Source organism: Streptomyces sp. CG4, assembly GCF_041080655.1.
In the GTDB taxonomy this organism is placed as follows: domain Bacteria; phylum Actinomycetota; class Actinomycetes; order Streptomycetales; family Streptomycetaceae; genus Streptomyces.
Map to the genome: position 1 here is coordinate 1,581,737 of NZ_CP163525.1, position 18,906 is coordinate 1,600,642.

The 18,906-nt window shown below is 72.0% G+C and carries 18 protein-coding genes; 9 read left to right on the top strand and 9 right to left on the bottom strand.

Features of this window, described 5'->3' with window-relative positions; genetic code table 11:
• Window positions 1–149: 149 nt before the first annotated feature.
• Window positions 150–908 (top strand): MerR family transcriptional regulator, encoded by a 759-nt coding sequence (locus tag AB5L52_RS07365; RefSeq protein ID WP_351563677.1) that lies wholly within the window; start codon window positions 150–152, stop codon window positions 906–908.
• On the opposite strand, the gene AB5L52_RS07370 is transcribed toward AB5L52_RS07365, so the two are convergent.
• The 3 genes from AB5L52_RS07370 to AB5L52_RS07380 are packed head-to-tail and all read right to left on the bottom strand — an operon-like array spanning window position 898 to window position 5,538.
• Window positions 898–3,069, bottom strand: a complete 2,172-nt coding sequence (locus AB5L52_RS07370) for a 3-hydroxyacyl-CoA dehydrogenase NAD-binding domain-containing protein (RefSeq protein ID WP_369363045.1) — start codon at window positions 3,067–3,069, stop codon at window positions 898–900. The two genes, AB5L52_RS07365 and AB5L52_RS07370, sit on opposite strands and share 11 nt — an antisense overlap.
• Before the next feature lie 50 nt (window positions 3,070–3,119).
• Window positions 3,120–4,334 carry an acetyl-CoA C-acetyltransferase gene (locus AB5L52_RS07375; protein WP_351563673.1) on the bottom strand — a complete coding sequence of 405 codons (1,215 nt, stop codon included), beginning with the start codon at window positions 4,332–4,334 and terminating at the stop codon, window positions 3,120–3,122.
• Between the two features lie 43 nt (window positions 4,335–4,377).
• On the bottom strand, window positions 4,378–5,538 hold the full coding sequence (locus tag AB5L52_RS07380; RefSeq protein ID WP_369363046.1) for a CaiB/BaiF CoA transferase family protein: 1,161 nt from the start codon (window positions 5,536–5,538) through the stop codon (window positions 4,378–4,380).
• A 426-nt stretch (window positions 5,539–5,964) separates the two neighbouring features.
• On the opposite strand from AB5L52_RS07380, the gene AB5L52_RS07385 reads away from it, so the two are divergent.
• A complete protein-coding gene (locus AB5L52_RS07385; protein WP_369363047.1) occupies window positions 5,965–7,161 on the top strand; it encodes a trans-acting enoyl reductase family protein in 1,197 nt (398 codons plus the stop codon).
• 122 nt (window positions 7,162–7,283) lie between these two features.
• Window positions 7,284–7,472 carry a hypothetical protein gene (locus tag AB5L52_RS07390; RefSeq protein WP_351029834.1) on the top strand — a complete coding sequence of 63 codons (189 nt, stop codon included), beginning with the start codon at window positions 7,284–7,286 and terminating at the stop codon, window positions 7,470–7,472.
• Here the strand turns inward: AB5L52_RS07390 and AB5L52_RS07395 are convergent.
• Window positions 7,436–8,197, bottom strand: coding sequence for an endonuclease V (locus tag AB5L52_RS07395; RefSeq protein ID WP_369363048.1), 762 nt, complete (start codon window positions 8,195–8,197; stop codon window positions 7,436–7,438). The genes AB5L52_RS07390 and AB5L52_RS07395 overlap by 37 nt on opposite strands.
• A gap of 61 nt (window positions 8,198–8,258) precedes the next feature.
• Here AB5L52_RS07395 and AB5L52_RS07400 point away from each other — a divergent pair, with 61 nt between their 5' ends.
• Window positions 8,259–8,555: a YciI family protein gene (locus tag AB5L52_RS07400; RefSeq protein WP_351029837.1), complete on the top strand. Its 297-nt coding sequence runs from the start codon at window positions 8,259–8,261 to the stop codon at window positions 8,553–8,555.
• 10 nt (window positions 8,556–8,565) lie between these two features.
• On the opposite strand, the gene AB5L52_RS07405 is transcribed toward AB5L52_RS07400, so the two are convergent.
• The gene (locus AB5L52_RS07405; protein ID WP_351563663.1) at window positions 8,566–8,898 is read right to left on the bottom strand and encodes a plasmid stabilization protein; all 333 of its coding nucleotides are present in this window, start codon (window positions 8,896–8,898) and stop codon (window positions 8,566–8,568) included.
• An 83-nt stretch (window positions 8,899–8,981) separates the two neighbouring features.
• Window positions 8,982–10,025: a WD40/YVTN/BNR-like repeat-containing protein gene (locus AB5L52_RS07410; RefSeq protein ID WP_369368832.1), complete on the bottom strand. Its 1,044-nt coding sequence runs from the start codon at window positions 10,023–10,025 to the stop codon at window positions 8,982–8,984.
• Window positions 10,026–10,294: 269 nt separating this feature from the next.
• Here AB5L52_RS07410 and AB5L52_RS07415 point away from each other — a divergent pair, with 269 nt between their 5' ends.
• The 4 genes from AB5L52_RS07415 (at window position 10,295) to AB5L52_RS07430 (ending at window position 14,850) form a co-directional block, all read left to right on the top strand.
• Window positions 10,295–10,711 carry an SsgA family sporulation/cell division regulator gene (locus AB5L52_RS07415; protein WP_351029841.1) on the top strand — a complete coding sequence of 139 codons (417 nt, stop codon included), beginning with the start codon at window positions 10,295–10,297 and terminating at the stop codon, window positions 10,709–10,711.
• Between the two features lie 347 nt (window positions 10,712–11,058).
• Window positions 11,059–12,675 (top strand): ABC-F family ATP-binding cassette domain-containing protein, encoded by a 1,617-nt coding sequence (locus tag AB5L52_RS07420; RefSeq protein WP_351029842.1) that lies wholly within the window; start codon window positions 11,059–11,061, stop codon window positions 12,673–12,675.
• 174 nt (window positions 12,676–12,849) lie between these two features.
• Window positions 12,850–13,626 carry a dimethylargininase gene (gene ddaH, locus AB5L52_RS07425; protein WP_369363049.1) on the top strand — a complete coding sequence of 259 codons (777 nt, stop codon included), beginning with the start codon at window positions 12,850–12,852 and terminating at the stop codon, window positions 13,624–13,626.
• Window positions 13,627–13,875: 249 nt separating this feature from the next.
• Complete coding sequence (locus AB5L52_RS07430; RefSeq protein WP_351029846.1) at window positions 13,876–14,850, top strand: acyl-ACP desaturase; 975 nt, start codon at window positions 13,876–13,878, stop codon at window positions 14,848–14,850.
• A gap of 53 nt (window positions 14,851–14,903) precedes the next feature.
• Here the strand turns inward: AB5L52_RS07430 and AB5L52_RS07435 are convergent, their stop codons facing one another.
• Entirely contained in the window at window positions 14,904–15,149 is a 246-nt protein-coding gene (locus AB5L52_RS07435) for a WhiB family transcriptional regulator (protein ID WP_351029848.1), read from the bottom strand.
• A 270-nt stretch (window positions 15,150–15,419) separates the two neighbouring features.
• Here AB5L52_RS07435 and AB5L52_RS07440 point away from each other — a divergent pair, with 270 nt between their 5' ends.
• On the top strand, window positions 15,420–16,220 hold the full coding sequence (locus AB5L52_RS07440) for a VOC family protein (protein WP_369363050.1): 801 nt from the start codon (window positions 15,420–15,422) through the stop codon (window positions 16,218–16,220).
• Window positions 16,221–16,635: 415 nt separating this feature from the next.
• On the opposite strand, the gene AB5L52_RS07445 is transcribed toward AB5L52_RS07440, so the two are convergent.
• Together AB5L52_RS07445 and AB5L52_RS07450 are read right to left on the bottom strand one after the other, a co-directional pair.
• A complete protein-coding gene (locus tag AB5L52_RS07445; protein WP_351029852.1) occupies window positions 16,636–17,730 on the bottom strand; it encodes a LacI family DNA-binding transcriptional regulator in 1,095 nt (364 codons plus the stop codon).
• Between the two features lie 220 nt (window positions 17,731–17,950).
• The gene (locus AB5L52_RS07450; protein WP_369363051.1) at window positions 17,951–18,883 is read right to left on the bottom strand and encodes an ornithine cyclodeaminase family protein; all 933 of its coding nucleotides are present in this window, start codon (window positions 18,881–18,883) and stop codon (window positions 17,951–17,953) included.
• Window positions 18,884–18,906: the final 23 nt, after the last annotated feature.

Consider the following 18,906-nt stretch of genomic DNA (forward strand, 5'->3'; position numbering starts at 1 on the left):
CACAGACCAAGGCAGCAGCTTCCCAGAAAGATCCGCGGGTACGCGGTGGCCCATGTCACAGAGCGTTGCTTCTCACACGATCCACTCAGAGGTCATACAACGTTCACCATGGGTTTCACACCATTGGTGAGACAGCGATACTGCTGCACATGACGACCGACGCGAGGAGCGACGCCGACGAGCAGGCCCTCACCATCGACGAGCTGGCCGCCCGCACGGGCGTCACGGTCCGCACCGTCCGCTTCTACGGCAGCAAGGGGCTGCTCCCGCCGCCGGAGATCGGTCCGCGCCGGGTGGGCCGCTACGGCCCCGGGCATGTGGCGCGGCTGGCCCTCATCGAAGAGCTCCAGCAGCAGGGCATGACACTGGCGGCCATCGAGCGGTACCTGCGGCAGCTGCCGCCCGATCTCACCCCGCACGACCTGGCCATTCACCGTGCGGTGGTCGCCTCGTGGGCGCCGGACGCAGTGGATACGGTGTCGCGCCGGGAACTGGAGCGGAGGGCCGGGCGGCCGTTGTCCGGCGCGGACGTGGAGCGGCTCGCGGCGATGAACGTCGTCATGGCGACGGACGGCGACGACACGGACGGCGGCACCTTCCGCGTCGACTCGGGGCTGCTCCGGCTCGGGGTGCAGCTCCTCGACGTACCGCTGTCGCAGGAGGTGATCCTCGCGGCGCGCAAGGTGCTCATCGAGCACTCGCGCGCCGCGGCTCACGAGCTCTCCCAGCTCTTCCGTGGCGAGGTGGCGGAGCGGGACGCGCAGGACGTGAAGTCCCTGTCGGCGCACATGCACCCCTTGGTGGTGCAGGCGCTGCTGACGACGTTCCAGCGCTCGCTGCGGGAAGAGCTGAGCGAGTGGGTCAGCGGATCGGATCCGGACCTCCCGGAACCGGACGTCAGTCGCTGAAGCGCTCCCCCTTCTCGGCCTTCTCCACGAGCAGCGCGGGCGGAGCGAAGCGCTCGCCGTAGGCCTCGGCGAGCTCCCGCGCGCGGGCCACGAAGCCGGGCAGGCCTCCTTCGTAGCCGTTGACGTACTGGAGCACACCGCCGGTCCAGCCCGGGAAGCCGATGCCGAAGATCGAGCCGATGTTGGCGTCGGCGACCGAGGTCAGCACGCCCTCCTCCAGGAGCCGCACGGTGTCGAGCGCCTCGGCGAAGAGCATCCGCTCCTGCATGTCCCGGAACGGGATCTCGTACCCGGGCTTGGCGAAGTGCTCGCGCAGGCCCGGCCAGAGTCCGGCCCGCTTGCCGTCCTCGGTGTAGTCGTAGAAGCCGGCGCCGCCGCTGCGGCCGGGGCGGCCGAACTCGTCGACCATGCGGTCGATGACCGCCTCCGCCGGGTGCGCCGTCCAGGTGCCGCCCGACTCCTCGACGGCCTTCCTGGTCTCGCCCCGGATCTTGCGCGGGAGGGTGAGGGTCAGCTCGTCCATGAGGGAGAGGACCTTGGCGGGGTAGCCAGCCTGGGCGGCGGCCTGCTCCACGGAAGCCGGCTCGATGCCTTCGCCGACCATGGCGACGCCCTCGTTGATGAAGTGGCCGATCACCCGGGAGGTGAAGAAGCCGCGCGAGTCGTTCACCACGATCGGCGTCTTGTTGATCTGCCGGACCAGGTCGAAGGCCCGGGCGAGGGCCTCGTCGCCGGTGCGCTCGCCCTTGATGATCTCCACCAGCGGCATCTTGTCGACCGGGGAGAAGAAGTGCAGCCCGATGAAGTCGGTCTGCCGCTCCACGCCCTCGGCGAGCGTGGTGATGGGCAGGGTGGAGGTGTTGGAGCACAGCAGCGCGTCCGGGGCGACGACGGACTCGATCTCCTGGAACACCTTGTGCTTGAGCGAGGTGTCCTCGAAGACGGCCTCGATCACCGCGTCGCAGCCCGCGAGGTCGGCGGCCTCGGCGGTGGGCGTGATCCGGGCGAGCAGCGCGTCCGCCTTCTCCTGGCTGGTACGGCCCTTGGCGACGGCCTTGGCGCACAGCTTCTCGGAGTAGCTCTTGCCCTTGTCGGCCGCTTCCTGGGAGACGTCCTTCAGGACGACGTCGATGCCGGCGCGGGCGCACGAGTAGGCGATGCCGGCGCCCATCATGCCGGCGCCGAGGACGGCGACCTTGCGGACCTGGCGGGGCTCGATGCCCTTCGGGCGGTTGGCGCCGGAGTCGACGGCCTGGAGGTCGAAGAAGAACGCCTGGATCATGTTCTTCGAGGTCTGTCCGGCGGCCAGCTCGACGAAGTAGCGGGCTTCGATCACCTGGGCGGTCTCGAAGTCGACCTGGGAGCCCTCGACGGCCGCGGCGAGGATGTTGCGCGGGGCCGGGTAGGGCGCGCCGTTCGTCTGCTTGCGCAGGGTGGCCGGGAAGGCCGGCAGGTTGGCGGCGAACTTCGGGTTGGCGGGCGTACCGCCCGGGATCCGGTAGCCGGGCTTGTCCCAGGGCTGCTGCGACTCGGGGTTCGCGTCGATAAAGGCGCGGGCCTTGGCAAGCAGTTCCTCGGGGGTCGCGGCGACCTCGTGGACGAGACCGTTCTCCTGGGCCCGCCGTGCGTTGTACTGCTGGCCCTGGAGGAGCACCTTCAGCAGGGCGTCGGCGATGCCCAGCAGCCGTACGGTGCGGACGACTCCGCCGCCTCCGGGGAGCAGGCCGAGGGTGACCTCGGGGCAGCCGATCTTGGTCCCGGAGGTGTCGAGGGCGACCCGGTGGTGGCAGGCGAGGGCCAGTTCGAAGCCGCCGCCGAGGGCGGCGCCGTTGATCGCGGCGACGACCGGCTTGCCGAGGGTCTCGATGCGGCGCAGGTTCCGCTTGATGGCGAGGCCGCCGTCGAAGAGGTCCTGGGCGGTCTCCGGGGTGACCCGGATCAGGTCGCGCAGATCGCCGCCGGCGAAGAAGGTCTTCTTGGCGGAGGTGAAGATGATGCCGCGGATCGAGTCCCGCTCGGCCTCGAGCCGGTCGGTGATCGCGGCGAGTGAGTCACGGAACGCCTGGTTCATGGTGTTCGCGGACTGGTTGGGGTCGTCCAGGACGAGGGTGACGACACCGGTGTCGTCCTGCTCCCAGCGGATGGTGGTGCTCTCGGTCATGACGGTTGTCTCCGTTGAGGTCTCGGAAGTCTCGTGATTCCGCGGGGAGTTCAGATGCGCTCGACGATGGTGGCGATGCCCATGCCGCCGCCGACGCAGAGGGTGGCGAGGCCGTAGCGCTTGTCCTGGCGCTCCAGTTCGTCGATGAGCGAGCCGAGGATCATCGCGCCGGTCGCGCCGAGCGGGTGGCCGAGGGCGATGGCGCCGCCGTTGACATTGACCTTGTCGAGGCTGAGGCCCATGTCCTTGACGAAGCGCAGGACGACCGCGGCGAACGCCTCGTTGATCTCGACCAGGTCGATGTCGTCGATGGTGAGGCCGGCCTTGGCAAGGGCCTTGCGGGTGGCGGGGGCGGGCCCGGTGAGCATGATGGTGGGCTCGGAGCCGGAGACGGCCGCGGAGACGATCCGCGCGCGCGGAGTGAGGCCGTGGCGCTCGCCGACCTCCTTGGAGCCGATCGCGACGAGCGAGGCGCCGTCCACGATGCCGGAGGAGTTGCCCGCGTGGTGGACGTGGTCGATCTTCTCGACCCAGTGGTACTTCTGCAGGGCGACAGCGTCGAAGCCGCCCAGCTCGCCGATGTCGGCGAACGACGGCTTGAGCTTCGCCAGGGAGTCGGCGGTGGTGCCGGGGCGCGGATGCTCGTCGTGGTCGAGGACGACCAGGCCGCTGCGGTCCTTGACGGGGACGACCGAGCGGTCGAAGCGGCCCTCCTTCCAGGCGGTGACCGCACGCTCCTGGGACAGGGCCGCGTACTCGTCGACGTCCCGGCGGGAGAAGCCCTCGATCGTGGCGATCAGGTCGGCGCCGATGCCCTGCGGCACGAAGTTCACGGCGAGGTTGGTCATCGGGTCGTTGAACCAGGCGCCGCCGTCGGAGGCCATCGGGACCCGGGACATGGACTCCACGCCGCCCGCGAGGACCAGGTCCTCCCAGCCGGAACGGACCTTGGCCGCGGCCAGGTTGACGGCCTCCAGGCCCGACGCACAGAAGCGGTTCTCCTGTACGCCCGCGACCGTGTCCGGCAGTCCGGCGGCGATCGCGGCGATCCGGGCGATGTCGGAGCCCTGGTCGCCGACCGGTCCGACGACGCCGAGGACGATGTCGTCGATGGCGGCCGGGTCGAGGCCGGGGAAGCGGTCGCGGATCTCGTGGATGAGACCGACGACCAGGTCGATGGGCTTCGTGCCGTGCAGGGCGCCGTTCGCCTTGCCGCGGCCGCGCGGGGTGCGGATCGCGTCGTACACGTACGCTTCGGTGCTCACTGGTGTGCCTTTCGGGAGGGTGGGCCGAGCGGGGTGGGCGGGGTCAGTCGGCCTCGGTGGCCGGGGCGTCGTCCGCGGGTGCGGGTATCCCCCAGTCCCGGGCCACCGTCTCCGTGTCGGCGCCCGGCAGGGCGGGGCCGGTGCGGACGGCGGTGGGGGTCGCGGAGAACCGGGGGGCGGGGGCCGGCTGGGTGAGGCCGGCGTGTTCGGTGAAGGTGCCGCGGGCGGCGAGATGGGGGTGGTGCGGGGCCTCGCGCAGGGACAGCACCGGGGCCACACAGGCGTCGGTTCCCTCGAAGACGGCCGTCCACTCGTCGCGGGTGCGGGACTTGAAGCGGGCGGCGACGCGCTCGCGCAGCTCGCCCCAGCGGGTCCAGTCCTTGCGGGCAGGGGCCAGGTCGTCCAGGCCGAGCAGGCGCAGGAACTCCGCGTAGAACTGCCCCTCCAGGGCGCCGACCGCCATGTACTTCCCGTCGGCCGTCTCGTAGGTGCCGTAGTACGGGCAGCCGCCGTCGAGGAGGTTGGCGGCGCGCCGGTCCTGCCAGCCGCCGGCCGCGAGCATGCCGTGGATCATGGTGGACATATGGGCCGTGCCGTCGACGATGGCGGCGTCGACGACCTGTCCGGTGCCGGTCGCGCGGGCGTGGTGCAGGGCGGCGAGGACGCCCACCACCAGGTAGAGCGAGCCGCCCGCGTAGTCGCCCAGCAGGTTCGCCGGGACGGGCGGGGGCTCGTCCGGGCGGCCGATCATGCCGAGGGTGCCGGTGAGCGCGATGTAGGCCACGTCGTGGCCCGCGCGGTCGGCGAGCGGGCCGTCCTGGCCCCAGCCGGTCATACGGCCGTACACCAGGCGGGGGTTGCGGGCGTGGCAGTCCTCGGGGCCGACACCGAGCCGCTCGGCGACGCCGGGGCGGTAGCCCTCGATGAGGACGTCGGCTCGCTCGGCGAGGTCCAGTACGCGCGCGGGGCCGTCCGGTGCCTTCAGGTCGACCACGATCGAGCGCTTGTTGCGGTTGGTGATGTCGTACGCGGGGTCGATCGCGAGGCCGGGACCGCCCGGGCGGTCCACCCGGACCACGTCGGCGCCCAGGTCCGCGAGGAGCATGGCGGCGAACGGGCCGGGTCCGATGCCGGCCAGCTCGACCACGCGCACACCGGAGAGCGGACCGCCGCCCGGCGTCGCCGGCGTCCCTGCCGTCGTCATGCTCCAGCCCCCTGACATGTGTGACACAACTGATGTAACACCGGCGATGCTAAGAACACGTTCCACCGGACACAAGACCCAACGAGCAAGCGCTTAGCCAAGTGCCCGGCTCCACACGGATCACCCGGGAGAGTGAGGGGCGGGTGCGCCACGGTCGGCACGGAGTGTGCTATGGGGCACGTGCGTCGAGAAGGGCCGCACAGCGTTCCGCGGCGACGGTCTCGCCCCACGGGAACTCACGGAAACTCACGGGAACTCTTCGGCGGCCTCGGGGGGACACCGCGCGAACTCGCCTGCTTTCTCCCGCTTCTTCGGGGCGTTCTCGGCTGCGGCCACCACTGCCTCCGGGCTGGTCGTCCTCACGCGTTCTCCTCACGCTAGCCTCAGCCACCGACAGCGGCGCGAGCTGCGGGCCCAAGGGGTGTCATGAGCAGCCTGAACAGGACGGATCGTCCATACGACCTCGTGCTCTTCGGAGCCACCGGCTTCGTCGGCTCCCTCACGGCGGAGTACCTCGCCGCGCACGCGCCGAAGGACCTGCGCTGGGCGGTGGCGGGCCGGGACGGACGGAAGCTGGAGCGGCTGTGCCAGCGGCTGCCCGGCGGCGCGGACGTCGGCGTCCTGCGGGCCGACGTGGCCGAACCCGCGAGCCTGCACGCCCTCGCCGGGCACGCGCGCGTGGTGGCCACGACCGTCGGGCCGTACGTGCTGTACGGCGAGCAACTGGTCGCCGCCTGCGCGGACGCGGGCACCGACTATCTGGATCTGACCGGCGAGCCGGAGTTCATCAACCTGATGTACGTCCGGCACGACACGCGCGCGCGGGAGACCGGTGCGCGGCTGGTGCACGCCTGTGGCTTCGACTCGGTACCCCACGACCTGGGGGTGTACTTCACGGTCCGGCAGCTGCCGGAGGGGGTGCCGCTGACCGTGGACGGCTATGTGAACGTCGACGCCGCCTTCTCCGGCGGCACCCTGGCCTCGGCGCTGAACCAGTTCGCGCGCGGCCGGCAGCTGCTGGCCGCCGCGCGCGCTCGGGACCGGCACGAGCCACGGCTGAGGGGACGCCGGGTCGCGGCGCCCACGGGCGCGCCGCGGTTCGCCCGGGAGGTCGGTTCCTGGGCGCTGCCGCTGCCGACCGTCGACCCGCAGATCGTGGCCCGCTCGGCCAAGGCCCTCGACCGGTACGGCCCCGACTTCCGCTACCGGCACTACGCGGCGGTGCGGCACCTGCCGGTCGCCCTCGGCGGGGTCGCCGCCGTCGGCACGGTGCTGGCGGCAGCCCAACTGCCGCCCGCGCGGCGCTGGTTGTCGGACCGGCTGCGGCCGGGGGACGGACCGAGCGCGGAGAGGCGGGCGCGGAGCCGGTTCACGGTGCGGTTCGTGGGCGAGGGCGGCGGCCGGCGCGTGTTCACCGAGGTCGCGGGCGGCGACCCGGGTTACGACGAGACGGCGAAGATGTTCGCCGAGGCGGCCCTGTGCCTGGCCTTCGACGACCTCCCGGCGACGGCCGGGCAGGTCACCACGGCACAGGCGATGGGCGACGCCCTGACCGGGCGGCTGCGCGCCGCCGGGATCACCTTCCGGGTGGCAGCCGCCCATCCGAGCTCCTCCCCGGTTTGAGACTTGCGCACCCGGCTCCGCCCGTCTGCCTACTGCCATCGCCTCGAAAGTCTCACAAGGTCTTTCAATGAAACGATGGAAGCCCAGGCGGGAGAACCGAAGCCGAAGGAGGCGGGTGAGGCATGAAGTTCGTGCTCGAAGTGACCGTGGACGAGGGCGCGTCGGCGCAGGACCGCGCCGGTGAGGTGGGGCGGATCCTGCGCTACTGGGGCGGCAATCTCCGGCACTACGCCCTCGAACCGGGCGACGGCTCGGCCGTCTACGACTCGGAGTATCAGGAGGTCGGCGCCTGGCGCGTCGTGGCCTCCTGAGCGCCGCCCGCGGCGCCCCGTGCCGCAGTCGGCGCGCCCTGTGCCGCTTCCCGGAGGGCCCGGCGGCACAGGGCGTCCGCCCGGCGCGTGGTCTCCGGCAGCCGGTAGCGCGGGGTCAGGGCCAGCGTGTGGGCCAGGGCGTTGTCCAGGCTCACCCGGTGGCCGACGGAGACGAAGACCGGTTTGACGCCGTCCCGGGTGCGCAGCGCGCGGCCGACCTCCTCGGTACCCGCGAGCAGCGGAGTACAAGCGCCCCGCTCCGCACCGGGGTCGTCGTACGTGAAGGTGAACGGGTTCTTGGCGACGCCGATGACCGGCAGGCCGGTGAGCACGCCGAGGTGGCTTGCGAGGCCGAAGCGGCGGGGATGGGCCAGGCCGTAGCCGTCGCAGACGACCAGGCCGGGCGGGCACGGCAGCCGGTCCAGGGCGGCCCGGACGGTGGGGATCTCGCGGAAGGCGAGCAGGCCCGGGACATACGGGAAGGAGACCCGGCCGACGGCCGTCGCCTCGGCGACGACGTCCAGGGTGGCGGCGTCCAGCACGACGGCCGCCGCGGCGACCAGGTCACAGTCGTCGTCGTAGGCGACGTCGACCCCCGTGACATGGCCCGTCCCCGGCTCCGGTCCGCGCTCGTCCAGCACCGCCCGGCCGCGCAGCTCGTCCTGTACCGCGCGGGCCTCTTCCTCGGTCGCGGGCCAGCCCGCGGATACGCCTACGGTCGTCATCGTGACGTCGACTGTACGGGCGCGTGCCCCGCTGTCGGAGCCGAGGGGTAGGCTCGCGATCATGTTCGTGCTGGAGCTGACCTACACCGCGCCCCTCGACGCCGTCGACGCGCTGCTGCCGGACCACGTGGCGTGGTTGGAGGAGCAGTACGAGAACGGCTTCTTCCTGGCCTCCGGGCGCAAGAACCCCCGGGACGGCGGGGTGATTCTCGCCGTCGCCGAGGACCGCGCCCGGATCGAGGAGATCGTCGCGGCCGACCCGTTCACTGTCGGCGGCGTGTGCACGTACCGCGTCACGGAGTTCGTCGCCACGAAGACGGTTCCGGAGCTGGAGCGCCACCGGCAGACACCGGCCTGAGCAGCGAGGGTCAGCTCTTCCTGGCGTTCAGCGCGCGCTGCAGCTGGCCCTTGTTCATGTGCGAACGGCCCTCGATGCCGCGCTGCTTCGCCTCGTTGTACAGCTGGTCGTAGGTCGGGCCCTGGGGCCCCTGGCCCGACCGCTTGCCGCCGCGCTCGCCGGACGACATGTCCTTGACCGAGGTGCGGCTCGCGGTGCTGGACTCGCCGGAACGGGCACGTTCCTTGTTCACGGTCCGTGCGGCGATCTCCTCGGCGCGCCTGGTGCTCTCGCCCCGTTCCTGCGCGCTCTTCTTGATGTGCTCGTACTGACGCTCACGCTTGGAGCTGGAACCGGCGGGCATGATCGCTCCCTTCCTCGCGCTTCCCGTGGGAGGCGAGTACCCGGGTTGCGGACGCCCATCTCAGCGTTCCAGCCGCGCCACTCTCAGCGTTCTAGCCGCGCCACCCTCCCCTGCTCGCCGGCCGCCCAGCAGCTGAGGTCGGGTGTGCAGGTCACGGTGTCGTACGAACCGGTGTCGATCGTCCGCCAGGTGCGGCCGGCGTCCGTGGTCAGGTCGGTGCCGGTGGGGCCGACGGCGAGCGCGGCGGTGCGGCTGTGCGGCAGCCAGGCGGCTCCGGAGCGGTAGGCGGGCGGGGGCGTGGCGGCCGGCGTCCAGGTGCGGCCGCCGTCCGCGGTGACGGCGGCGGAGTGCGGCGAGGCCTGGCCGGGCCGGTAGTCGCCCCCTACGGCGAGCCCGTGGCCTCGGTCGCGGAAGGCGAGCGCGAAGACACCCCTGGCGGGATCGCCGGCCGGGACCGGCGTGTCGGCGGCCGTCCAGGTCAGCCCCCGGTCGCCGGAGTGCAGCACACGCGCGTGGGCGCCGCCGCCGGTGGCGAGCCAGACGTCCTTCGGGCCCGAGGTGACCAGGCACTGGCCGCTCGCGGCGAAGCCCCCCTCGCCGTCCAGGGCGGGCGGCATGCCGCTCGCGGGCAGCACCCGCCAGGAGCGGCCGCCGTCGCTCGTGGACAGGATGCGGAACTTTCCGTCCACGGGGTCGCTCAGCGCGAGGCCGTGCCGGCGGTCGAAGAAGGCCAGACAGTCGTAGAACGCCTTCGGGTCGGTGTTGCGGAAGGACTCCGTCCAGGTCGCCCCGCCGTCGTCGGTGCGGTACACACGGGACGCTTCGCCCTCGCCGATGGCCAGAACCACCGCGCGCCGCGCGTCGAACGCCTCGACGTCGCGGAACTCCAGGTCCCCCGCACCCGGCGGAGAGACGTTCCGCCAGCTCGCTCCGCCGTCCGTGGTGCGCAGCACCGTCCCGGCGGTGCCGGCCAGCCAGGCCGTGCGCCGGTCGACGGCCGCCAGGCCCCGGTAGCGGACCTTCGGGGTGCCCGGGTCCTTGGGCGCCCAGTGCGGACTCCCCTGCCCGAGGGGACCGGCCTCGGCCGCCGGGACGTTCAGCGCGGCCAGCGCCGCCCCGCACGCCACCCCCGCCGCCACCAGCCTGCTCGTGCGTCTGCCCCGTCGCGTGCTCCCCAAGCGCCTCATGGCGGGCGAAGCTAGCCGACCGGCCCGGCGCCGTCCAGAGGCCGACGGCCCGTCCTCGTGGGCCGTCCGGCCGGTACTTCGCCGCGCAGGAAGGCGGTGACCGAGGTCACTCGTTCTCCGTGTGCACGCATCGGCCGGATCCGACGTCTTTCCCTGTGCCGGATGCCACACACCCGGGCTTAGTCCAGCTGTCACGAGGGAGCAAGGCGTTGTCCACCGTCATCGAGCAGCCCGTAGAGGCCCGTCTCGTCGCCGCCGCACCGCGCATGCCTAGCATTCCCGCGACGCTGCGCTACGACCGACGCGACCCGTTCGCCGTCGTCATGACCTTCCCGGCCCCGGCCACCCTCGAAGGGGTCGAGGTGTGCTGGACCTTCTCGCGCGAGCTGCTGTCGGCCGGGCTGCAGGGGCCTCAGGGCCACGGCGACGTCCGGGTACGGCCGTACGGCTACGACCGCACGGTGCTGGAGTTCCACGCCCCCGAGGGCACCGCGATCGTCCATGTGCGCTCGGGCGAGATCCGGCGCTTCCTGGAGGCGGCCAACAGCCTCGTGCCCGTCGGCCTGGAACACCTTCAGCTCGACCTGGACCACGACCTGGCCGAGCTGATGCGAGACGCCTGCTGAGCGCTACGCGCGCGTGACGCCCGAACGGGTGGCCACGCGCGCGTGAAGCCCGGCGGCCCGGCTGCGCCCACGCCAGGGATTTAATCCCGTTGACAGCCACCGGGCCCCCTCCTACGGTGTACATCGGTTCTGTTGCCGTCGATTGGAGAAGGACGTTGCTCGTCTGAGGTCTTGAGGCATCGCGTCGCACCGGTGAGGTGTGCGCGGCGTACGACCTCGGCGTCCGAGCCGTCCCCCGGCACAGGCCCTTTTTCATGGCCTCTTCGTGCCGCACGACCTTCGGTTCCCGCCTCGCGGTGTCTCGACATGCGCTCACCCGACCGCACGACACCCCTCACGAGGCCCTTATGTCATCTTCCCTCACCTGCACGTCCCTGTCCTTCGCCTGGCCCGACGGCACCGCCGTCCTCGACGGCCTCGACATCGCCTTCGGGCCCGGCCGGACCGGACTCGTCGGCGTCAACGGCTCAGGGAAGTCCACCCTGTTGAAGCTGCTCGCCGGTGAACTCACCCCGGCCGACGGCACCGTCAAGGTCTCCGGCGAGGTCGGGCACCTCCCGCAGAACGTCACCCTCGACACCTCGCTCCGCGTCGACCAGGCCCTCGGTATCGCCGAACGGCGGGCCGCGCTGCACGCCATCGAGGCGGGCGACGTCGCCGAGGCGCACTTCGAAACCGTCGGCGACGACTGGGACGTCGAGGAACGCGCCCTGGTCACCCTCGGCGAGCTGGGGCTCGGCCACATCGGCCTGGACCGCACGGTCGGCGAGGTCTCCGGCGGCGAGTCGGTGCTGCTGCGGCTGGCCGCGCTGCTGCTGCGCCGCCCCGACGTGCTGTTGCTGGACGAGCCCACCAACAACCTCGACCTGTACGCGCGCCGCCGGCTCTGCCAGGCCGTCGCCGCGTGGCCGGGCGTCCTGGTCGTGGTCAGTCACGACCGGGAACTGCTCGATCTGGTCGACCAGATCGCGGAGCTGCGCTCCGGGGAGGTCACCTGGTACGGCGGCAACTTCTCGGCCTACGAGGAGGCGCTCGCCGTAGAGCAGGAGGCCGCCGAGCGGATGGTGCGCGTCGCCGAGGCCGATGTGCGCAAGCAGAAGCGCGAACTGTCCGACGCCCAGGTCAAACTGGCCCGCCGCAAGCGGTACGGCCAGAAGATGTGGGACAACAAGCGCGAGCCGAAGGTCGTCATGGGCGAGCGTAAACGCCAGGCCCAGGTCGCCGCCGGCAAGCACCGCATCATGCACGAGGAGAAGCTCGCCGAGGCCCGGGAGCGTCTGGACGAGGCGGTGGAGGCGGTACGGGACGACGACGAGATCCGCGTCGACCTGCCGTACACGGCCGTACCGCCCGGCCGGCAGGTGCTCACCCTGGAGAACCTGGCGATGGCCTACGGAGCGCGCATCGAGGGCATCCTCGATCTGCGCGGCCCGGAGCGGATCGCGCTGGTCGGCCGCAACGGCGCCGGCAAGACGACGCTGCTGCGGACCGTCGCCGGGGAGTTGGCACCGGTGGCCGGCGAGGCGCGGGCGCACGTCCCGCTGCGCTTCCTGCCCCAGCGGCTGGACGTGCTGGACGACGCGCGGACGGTCGCGGAGAACGTGGCCCGGTTCGCTCCCGGCGCCACCAACAACCGGATCCGGGCGCGCCTGGCCCGCTTCCTGTTCCGGGGCGCGCGGGCCGACCAGACGGCGGCCACCCTGTCGGGCGGCGAACGGTTCCGGGCGACCCTGGCCGCGCTGATGCTCGCCGAACCGGCGCCCCAGCTGCTGCTGCTCGACGAGCCGACCAACAATCTCGACATGGCGAGCGTGCGACAGCTGACCTCGGCCCTGGAGTCGTACGAGGGCGCACTGCTCGTGGCCAGTCACGACCTGCCGTTCCTGGAGTCGATCGGCATCACCCGCTGGCTGTTGATGGAGGAGGGAGAACTGAAGGAGATCGCACCGGAAGAGATCAGGTGACCTGCCCGGCGCCGGCGGCATGCCGACGGGATCGCCGGCCGACGACGGGACGTCTCAGGAGGGGCACAGCCTGACAACGAGGGTTTTGTCCTGGCCGGAGCGGACTGCATGATGGCCCATCGGCGCCGTGTTCAGCGGCGCCGACCGCCGCCCCATCGATGCGAAAGGCCCCTCGTGCCCAGCAAGAAGGCCCTCGTCCGCCGCCCCGGCCCCCGCCTCGCCGAAGGCCTGGTGACGCACATCGAGCGGGAGAAGGTCGACGTGGCGCGCGCCGTCGAGCAGTGGGAGGCGTACGTCGAGGCGCTGCGCACGCACGACTGGGAGACCATCGAGGTCGACCCGGAGGACGACTGCCCGGACTCGGTGTTCGTCGAGGACACCGTCGTCATGTACAAGAACGTGGCGTTGATCACCCGGCCCGGCGCGAAGTCCCGGCGCGCGGAGACCGTCGGCGTGGAGGAGGCCGTGGCCCGCCTCGGCTGTTCGGTGAACTGGATCTGGGAGCCGGGCACGCTGGACGGCGGCGACGTCCTGAAGGTCGGCGACACGGTGTACGTCGGCCGCGGCGGGCGCACCAACGCGGCCGGGGTGCAGCAGGTGCGGGCCGCCTTCGAGCCGCTGGGCGCGCGCGTGGTCGCCGTCCCGGTGAGCAAGGTGCTGCACCTGAAGTCGGCGGTGACCGCGCTGCCCGACGGCACGGTGATCGGGCACATACCGAAGGTCGACCGGCCGTCGCTGTTCCCCGGCTTCCTGTCGGTGCCGGAGGAGTCCGGCGCGCACGTGGTGCTGCTCGGCGGCCACAAGCTGCTGATGGCGGCGAGCGCCCCGAAGACCACGGAACTGCTGACCGATCTCGGCCACGAGGTCGTGAGGGTGGACATCAGCGAGTTCGAGAAGCTGGAGGGCTGTGTGACGTGCCTCTCGGTACGGATGCGGGAGTTGTACGCCTGATCGGGTGATCCCGTCACTCCGGCGGCCCCGGGACCGGCGTGTCCCGGGGTCATTGTGTATGCCCTCACCGGGCGTTCCGGACGGCCCGAACACCCGTGCCACGGGTGCTGATCAGCAGTCTTTACAGCGAACTTAACCTACGGGTTCGTAACCTACGGATTCGTAGCCTACGATCACGTAGGTTTCCCGGTACCGCTCGCCGGGCCGTCCCCTTCCTGCCCCCGTTGTTCGGCGTCCCCTGGAGTTCCTGTGACGATCACCTCTCCTCACCTCGGCAGCCCGTCCGCCTGGACCGACGCGCGGCTGCTGTTCGCGCTGGAGGAAGTGGTCGAAAAGGAACTGAACCGGCATCTGAATGTCGCCAAGGACTGGATGCCGCACGAGTACGTGCCGTGGAGCGACGCCCGTAACTTCCCGGGTCTGTTCGAGGACGGGGTGGCCTGGGACAAGGAGCAGTCCCAGGTGACCGAGATCGGCCGCATCGCCCTCGTGGTCAATCTGCTCACCGAGGACAACCTGCCGAGCTACCACCACGAGATCGCCTCGCTCTTCGGCCGCGACGGCGCCTGGGGCACCTGGGTGCACCGCTGGACGGCCGAGGAGGGCCGGCACGGCATCGTGATGCGTGACTATCTGCTCGCCTCCCGCGCGGTGGACCCGGACAAGCTCGAGCGTTTCCGCATGGCGCACATGAGCGAGGGGTTCGAGTCCGACAACGGGCACTCGATGCTCCACTCCATCGCCTACGTCGCCTTCCAGGAGCTGGCCACCCGGATCTCGCACCGCAACACCGGCCACCAGTCCGGCGACCCGGTCTGCGACCGCATGCTGGCCCGCATCGCCACCGACGAGAACCTGCACATGGTCTTCTACCGCAACCTGCTGAAGGCCGCGTTCGAGCTGGCGCCCGATCTGACGATGCAGGCCGTACGGGACGTCGTGGTCGACTTCCGCATGCCCGGCCACGGCATCCCCGGCTTCGAGCGGGCCGCCGCGCAGATGGCCATCGGCGAGGTCTACAACCTGCGCATCCACCACGACGACGTGCTGCAGCCCGTGCTGCGCTTCCTGAAGATCATGGAGATCGACGGCCTCGGCCCCGAGGGACGCCAGGCGCAGGAGGAACTCGGTCTGTTCATGGGGGGCCTGGACGCGGAGGCCGCCAAGTTCGACGAGAAGCTGGCCGCCCGCAAGGCCCGCATGGCGGCCCGCAGCGGAGGCTGACGCACTCGGGCCCGCCACCGCCGGGCGAGCGTTCGGGCGCCGGCCGGTGCGGTTCAGTTCGACGTACGGCGCAGGGCGAGGCGCTCCTTCTCGGACAGCCCGCCCCAGACGCCGAAGCGCTCGTCGTTGGCCAGTGCGTAGTCCAGGCAGGCCGGGCGCAGCTCGCACATGGCGCAGATGCGCTTCGCCTCGCGCACCGAGCTGCCGGGCTCGGGGAAGAAGAAGTCCGGCCCGGTCTGCGCGCACAGAGCCTGCGCCTGCCAGGTGTCGTCGGCCGGGGTGATCGTCTCGAAGTGCATGACCAGGATCGTGCCGCGCGTCGAAAAACGTTCGATCAACGCCCGGTCAACGCCGTCGGCAGGGCCTCCGGCCGCCCCGATGATGCTCCCCCGGGCCGCTTCCGCGCACGGCGGCGCGCGGGGCGGCGCGAAAACCCGGCGAGCGCGCCCCGTCACCCAGGGTGAGAGAGGGGACCGTCCGGCGCGTCGCGACGTTCCGGCAGCGGTTGTCAGTGGGCGGTGCCAGACTCGGCAGTGCACAGGACGGGACCCCTTTCGAGGAGGGCGAAGATGCTCACCACCCGTTTCGTCAACGGCGCACCGAACTGGATCGACGTGACCACGTCCGACATCGACGGCGCCCGCTCCTTCTACGGCGGTCTCTTCGGCTGGGAGTTCCAGTCGGCGGGACCGGAATCCGGCGGCTACGGCTTCTTCCGGCTGGACGGCAGGACCGTGGCGGGCGGAGCGCAGACCGCCCCCGATCAGGCCCCGCCGGCCTGGACGGTGTACTTCCAGAGCGAGGACGCACAGGCCACCGCCAAGGCCGCCGAACAGGCGCACGGCAGGGTGCTGTTCCAGCCGATGGACGTGATGGGCCAGGGACACATGGCGGTCCTCGCCGACCGGGCGGGCGTGCCGTTCGGGATCTGGCAGCCCGGGCAGACCAAGGGCATTGACGTGGCGAGCGAACCGGGCACGCTGTGCTGGGTCGAACTGCACACCCCGGACATCGCGGCGGCTGCCGCCTTCTACCACCAGGTGCTCGGCCTGGAGACCTCCGCCGTGCCCTTCCCGGGCGGGACGTACACCTGTCTCAACCCGGCCGAGGGCGGGGACGACGCGATGTTCGGCGGGATCGTACCGCTGACCGGCGACGCGTCCGAGGCCGAGAGCGGCGAAGGCGGCCCGCACTGGCTTCCGTACTTCGAGGTCGAGGACACCGACGCGGTGGTCGACAAGGTGCAGCAGCTCGGCGGAACGGTGCGCATGCCGGCGACGACCATGGAGGGCGTCGGCCGCATGGCCATGCTCACCGACCCGTACGGCGCCCGCTTCGCGGTAATCAGAAGCGAGTCCGGGCAGAGCTGAGTGAGCCGCTCGGCCGACCGGCCCGGGGCCGCTCGCGCGGGGTCAGGCATGCCCGCCACACCGCTGACGCCGCTCGACTCACCGGAAACGAGCCGCTCGCGCGGTGGATAGGCCATGCCCGCCCCGCCCTATCACCGAGCCCGCTCACGCGGGACCCAGACCATTCCCACCGCACCGCTGAACCCGCTCGACTCACCGGAATCAGGCCGCTCAGTCGCTGGATAGGCCGTGCCCGCCGTATCGCTGAGCCCGCTCGGCCCACCGGAAACAGGCCGCTCGCTCAGTGGATAGGCCATGCCCGCCGTATCACCGAGCCCACTCACCCAACCAGACCGGAACCGCTCACGCGGGACCCAGGCCATGTCCGCCGCACCGCCGAGCCCGCTCGCCCGGACCGGGGCCGCTCGCGCGGAGCCTAGGCCGAGGCTCGTCGTATCAGTGTGGTCGGGAGGATCACGCTGTCGGTGGGCGGTGGGTCCACAGCCGCTCCGGTCCGGTCGCGGCCGTCGGCCAGGCCGCGCAGCAGCAGGCGTGCCATCAGGCGGCCCATCTCCTCGATGTCCTGACGGACCGTCGTCAGCGGCGGGTCGGCCTCCATGGCGACGGGCAGCATGTCGTCGAAGCCGATCACGGCCACGTCCTCGGGCACCCGCCGACCGCTCGCCCGCAGCACACGCAGGGCGCCGAGCGCGGTGAGGTCGTTGGCCGCGAACACGGCGTCCACATCCGGGCACCGGTCGAGGAGTTCACGCATGGCGCGTTCCCCGCCGCCCGGAGTGAAGTCGCTCTCCACGACCAACCGGGGATCGCTCGCCCCAGGCACCTCGCCCATGACGTCCCGGTAGCCGTCGAGCCGGTCCACGGCCGACGTCTGGTCGAGGGCGCCGGTGAGGTGCGCGATGCGGGTGCGGCCGAGGTCCACGAGGTGCCGGACGGCCGCGCGTGCTCCGCCCCGGTTGTCGCAGTCGACGTACACCACGCCGGGCTCCTCCCCCGGCGCACGCGTAGGGTCGGCCGCGCGGCCGTCCTCGCCCCAGCCGGGCCGGCCGCCAAACACGGTGGGCACGCCGGCGTCGTGGATGAGGCCGGGCAGCGGGTCGTCGAGGTGCAGGGAGAAGACGAGCGCGCCGTCGACGTGGCCTCCGGCGAGATAGCGGGCCACGCGCGCGTGGTCGTCACGGCCCTCCGTGAGGAGCAGCACCAGCTGGTTGTCGTGCGCGGTCAGCTCCTTGCTGATCCCGCGCAGTTGGAGGGCGAAGAAGGGGTCGGCGAAGACCCGGGTCTCCGGCTCGGCGATGACGACCGCGACGGCGTCGTGCCGCCTGGTGACAAGGCTGCGCGCCGCCTGATTGGGGACGTACCCCAGCTCCGCGACGGCCTGCCGCACCCGCTGGGCCAAGGGTTCGCGCACCCCGTCGCCGCCGTTGACCACCCGGGACACGGTGGCCCGGGACACACCGGCCAGCGCGGCCACGGCCTCCAGCGTGGGACGCGACACTGCCTCGGTCACTTCGGGACTCCTCATCGGCGGCTGCCGGCCAGGATAACCGCGTGGTGGCGAGGCCGTCGGTGCCGCGACGGCGACCCGCGTGGGGGCCCGATGAACGACTTACGGTGCCGTGGAATGCGCCGGGCCCACTGGCTGCCCGCCGCACGCCCGCCCGTATCCGCCCGGGACGCACGCCGTCCTGTCGGTCCGGGGCCCGCGGCTCGGCCTGGGATCCGGCCGCTCAGCCCAGCAGGTCGATCGTCGTTCCCGCGCCTCTGCGTTCCGCTTCCCGCCAGGCGAGCCAGGTGAGGGCGAGGTCCTGCCAGGGCAGCCCGACGGGGGCGTACACCGTGCGCTGCCGGTCCGAGGTGCGTCCCGGGTGCGTGCCCCGCAGGACGTCGGTGAGGGTGGCGGCGGTGCGGGCGAGCCCTTGTGCTGACAACGCACCCATGCGCAGCGCCAGTTCGGCGTCGTCGACGACGAGGAGCGCGGCGTCCAGCAGGTCGGGGGCGAGTTCCCGCTTGCCGGGCTCGTCGGTGCCGAGGCTGGTGAAGTGCTGCCCGGCGCGGGTGTTGGCGAGGGCGAGCAGCGAGGTCCGGGACCAGGTCGCGAGCAGCACGGTGTCCGCCGCCTCGGCCACCGCTTCGGCCGAGTCCAGCACCTGGCCGCCGTGCCGGGCGGCGAACGCGGCGGCCCGCCCGGAGTCGGTGTCGTGGACGACAAGCCGGCCGGGCCGGCGCTGGGCCGCGAGACCGCGCAGCGTCAACTCGGCCTGGGCACCGGCTCCGACGACGCCGAGCACATCATGGTCGGCCGGTGCCAGGAGCGCGGTTCCGAGGGCGGCGGCCAGTCCGGTCCGCCAGGCCGTGACGGTCGCCGAGTCCAGCAGGGCGAGCAGTTCGCCGTCCGTACCGCTGTGCAGGCAGATCACTCCGCGCAGGGCGGGCCGGGCGCCGGGGAACTTGGCGTTGACCTTCACGGTGTAGGCGTCGATCCCGGGCAGGAGGCCGGGGATGAGCGCGGTGGCGGTGCCGGGGAACGGCAGGTCGGTACGGACCCGTTGACCGGGTACGGCGGCGGCGCCGGCCGTGCGGAAGCCGTCGCGCAGGGCGGCGAGACAGGCCGTCGGCTCCAGCACGGCTTCCAGGTCGCTTCGGGTCAGGACACGGGTCATACCGGCATGATCCCTTGCCGCGG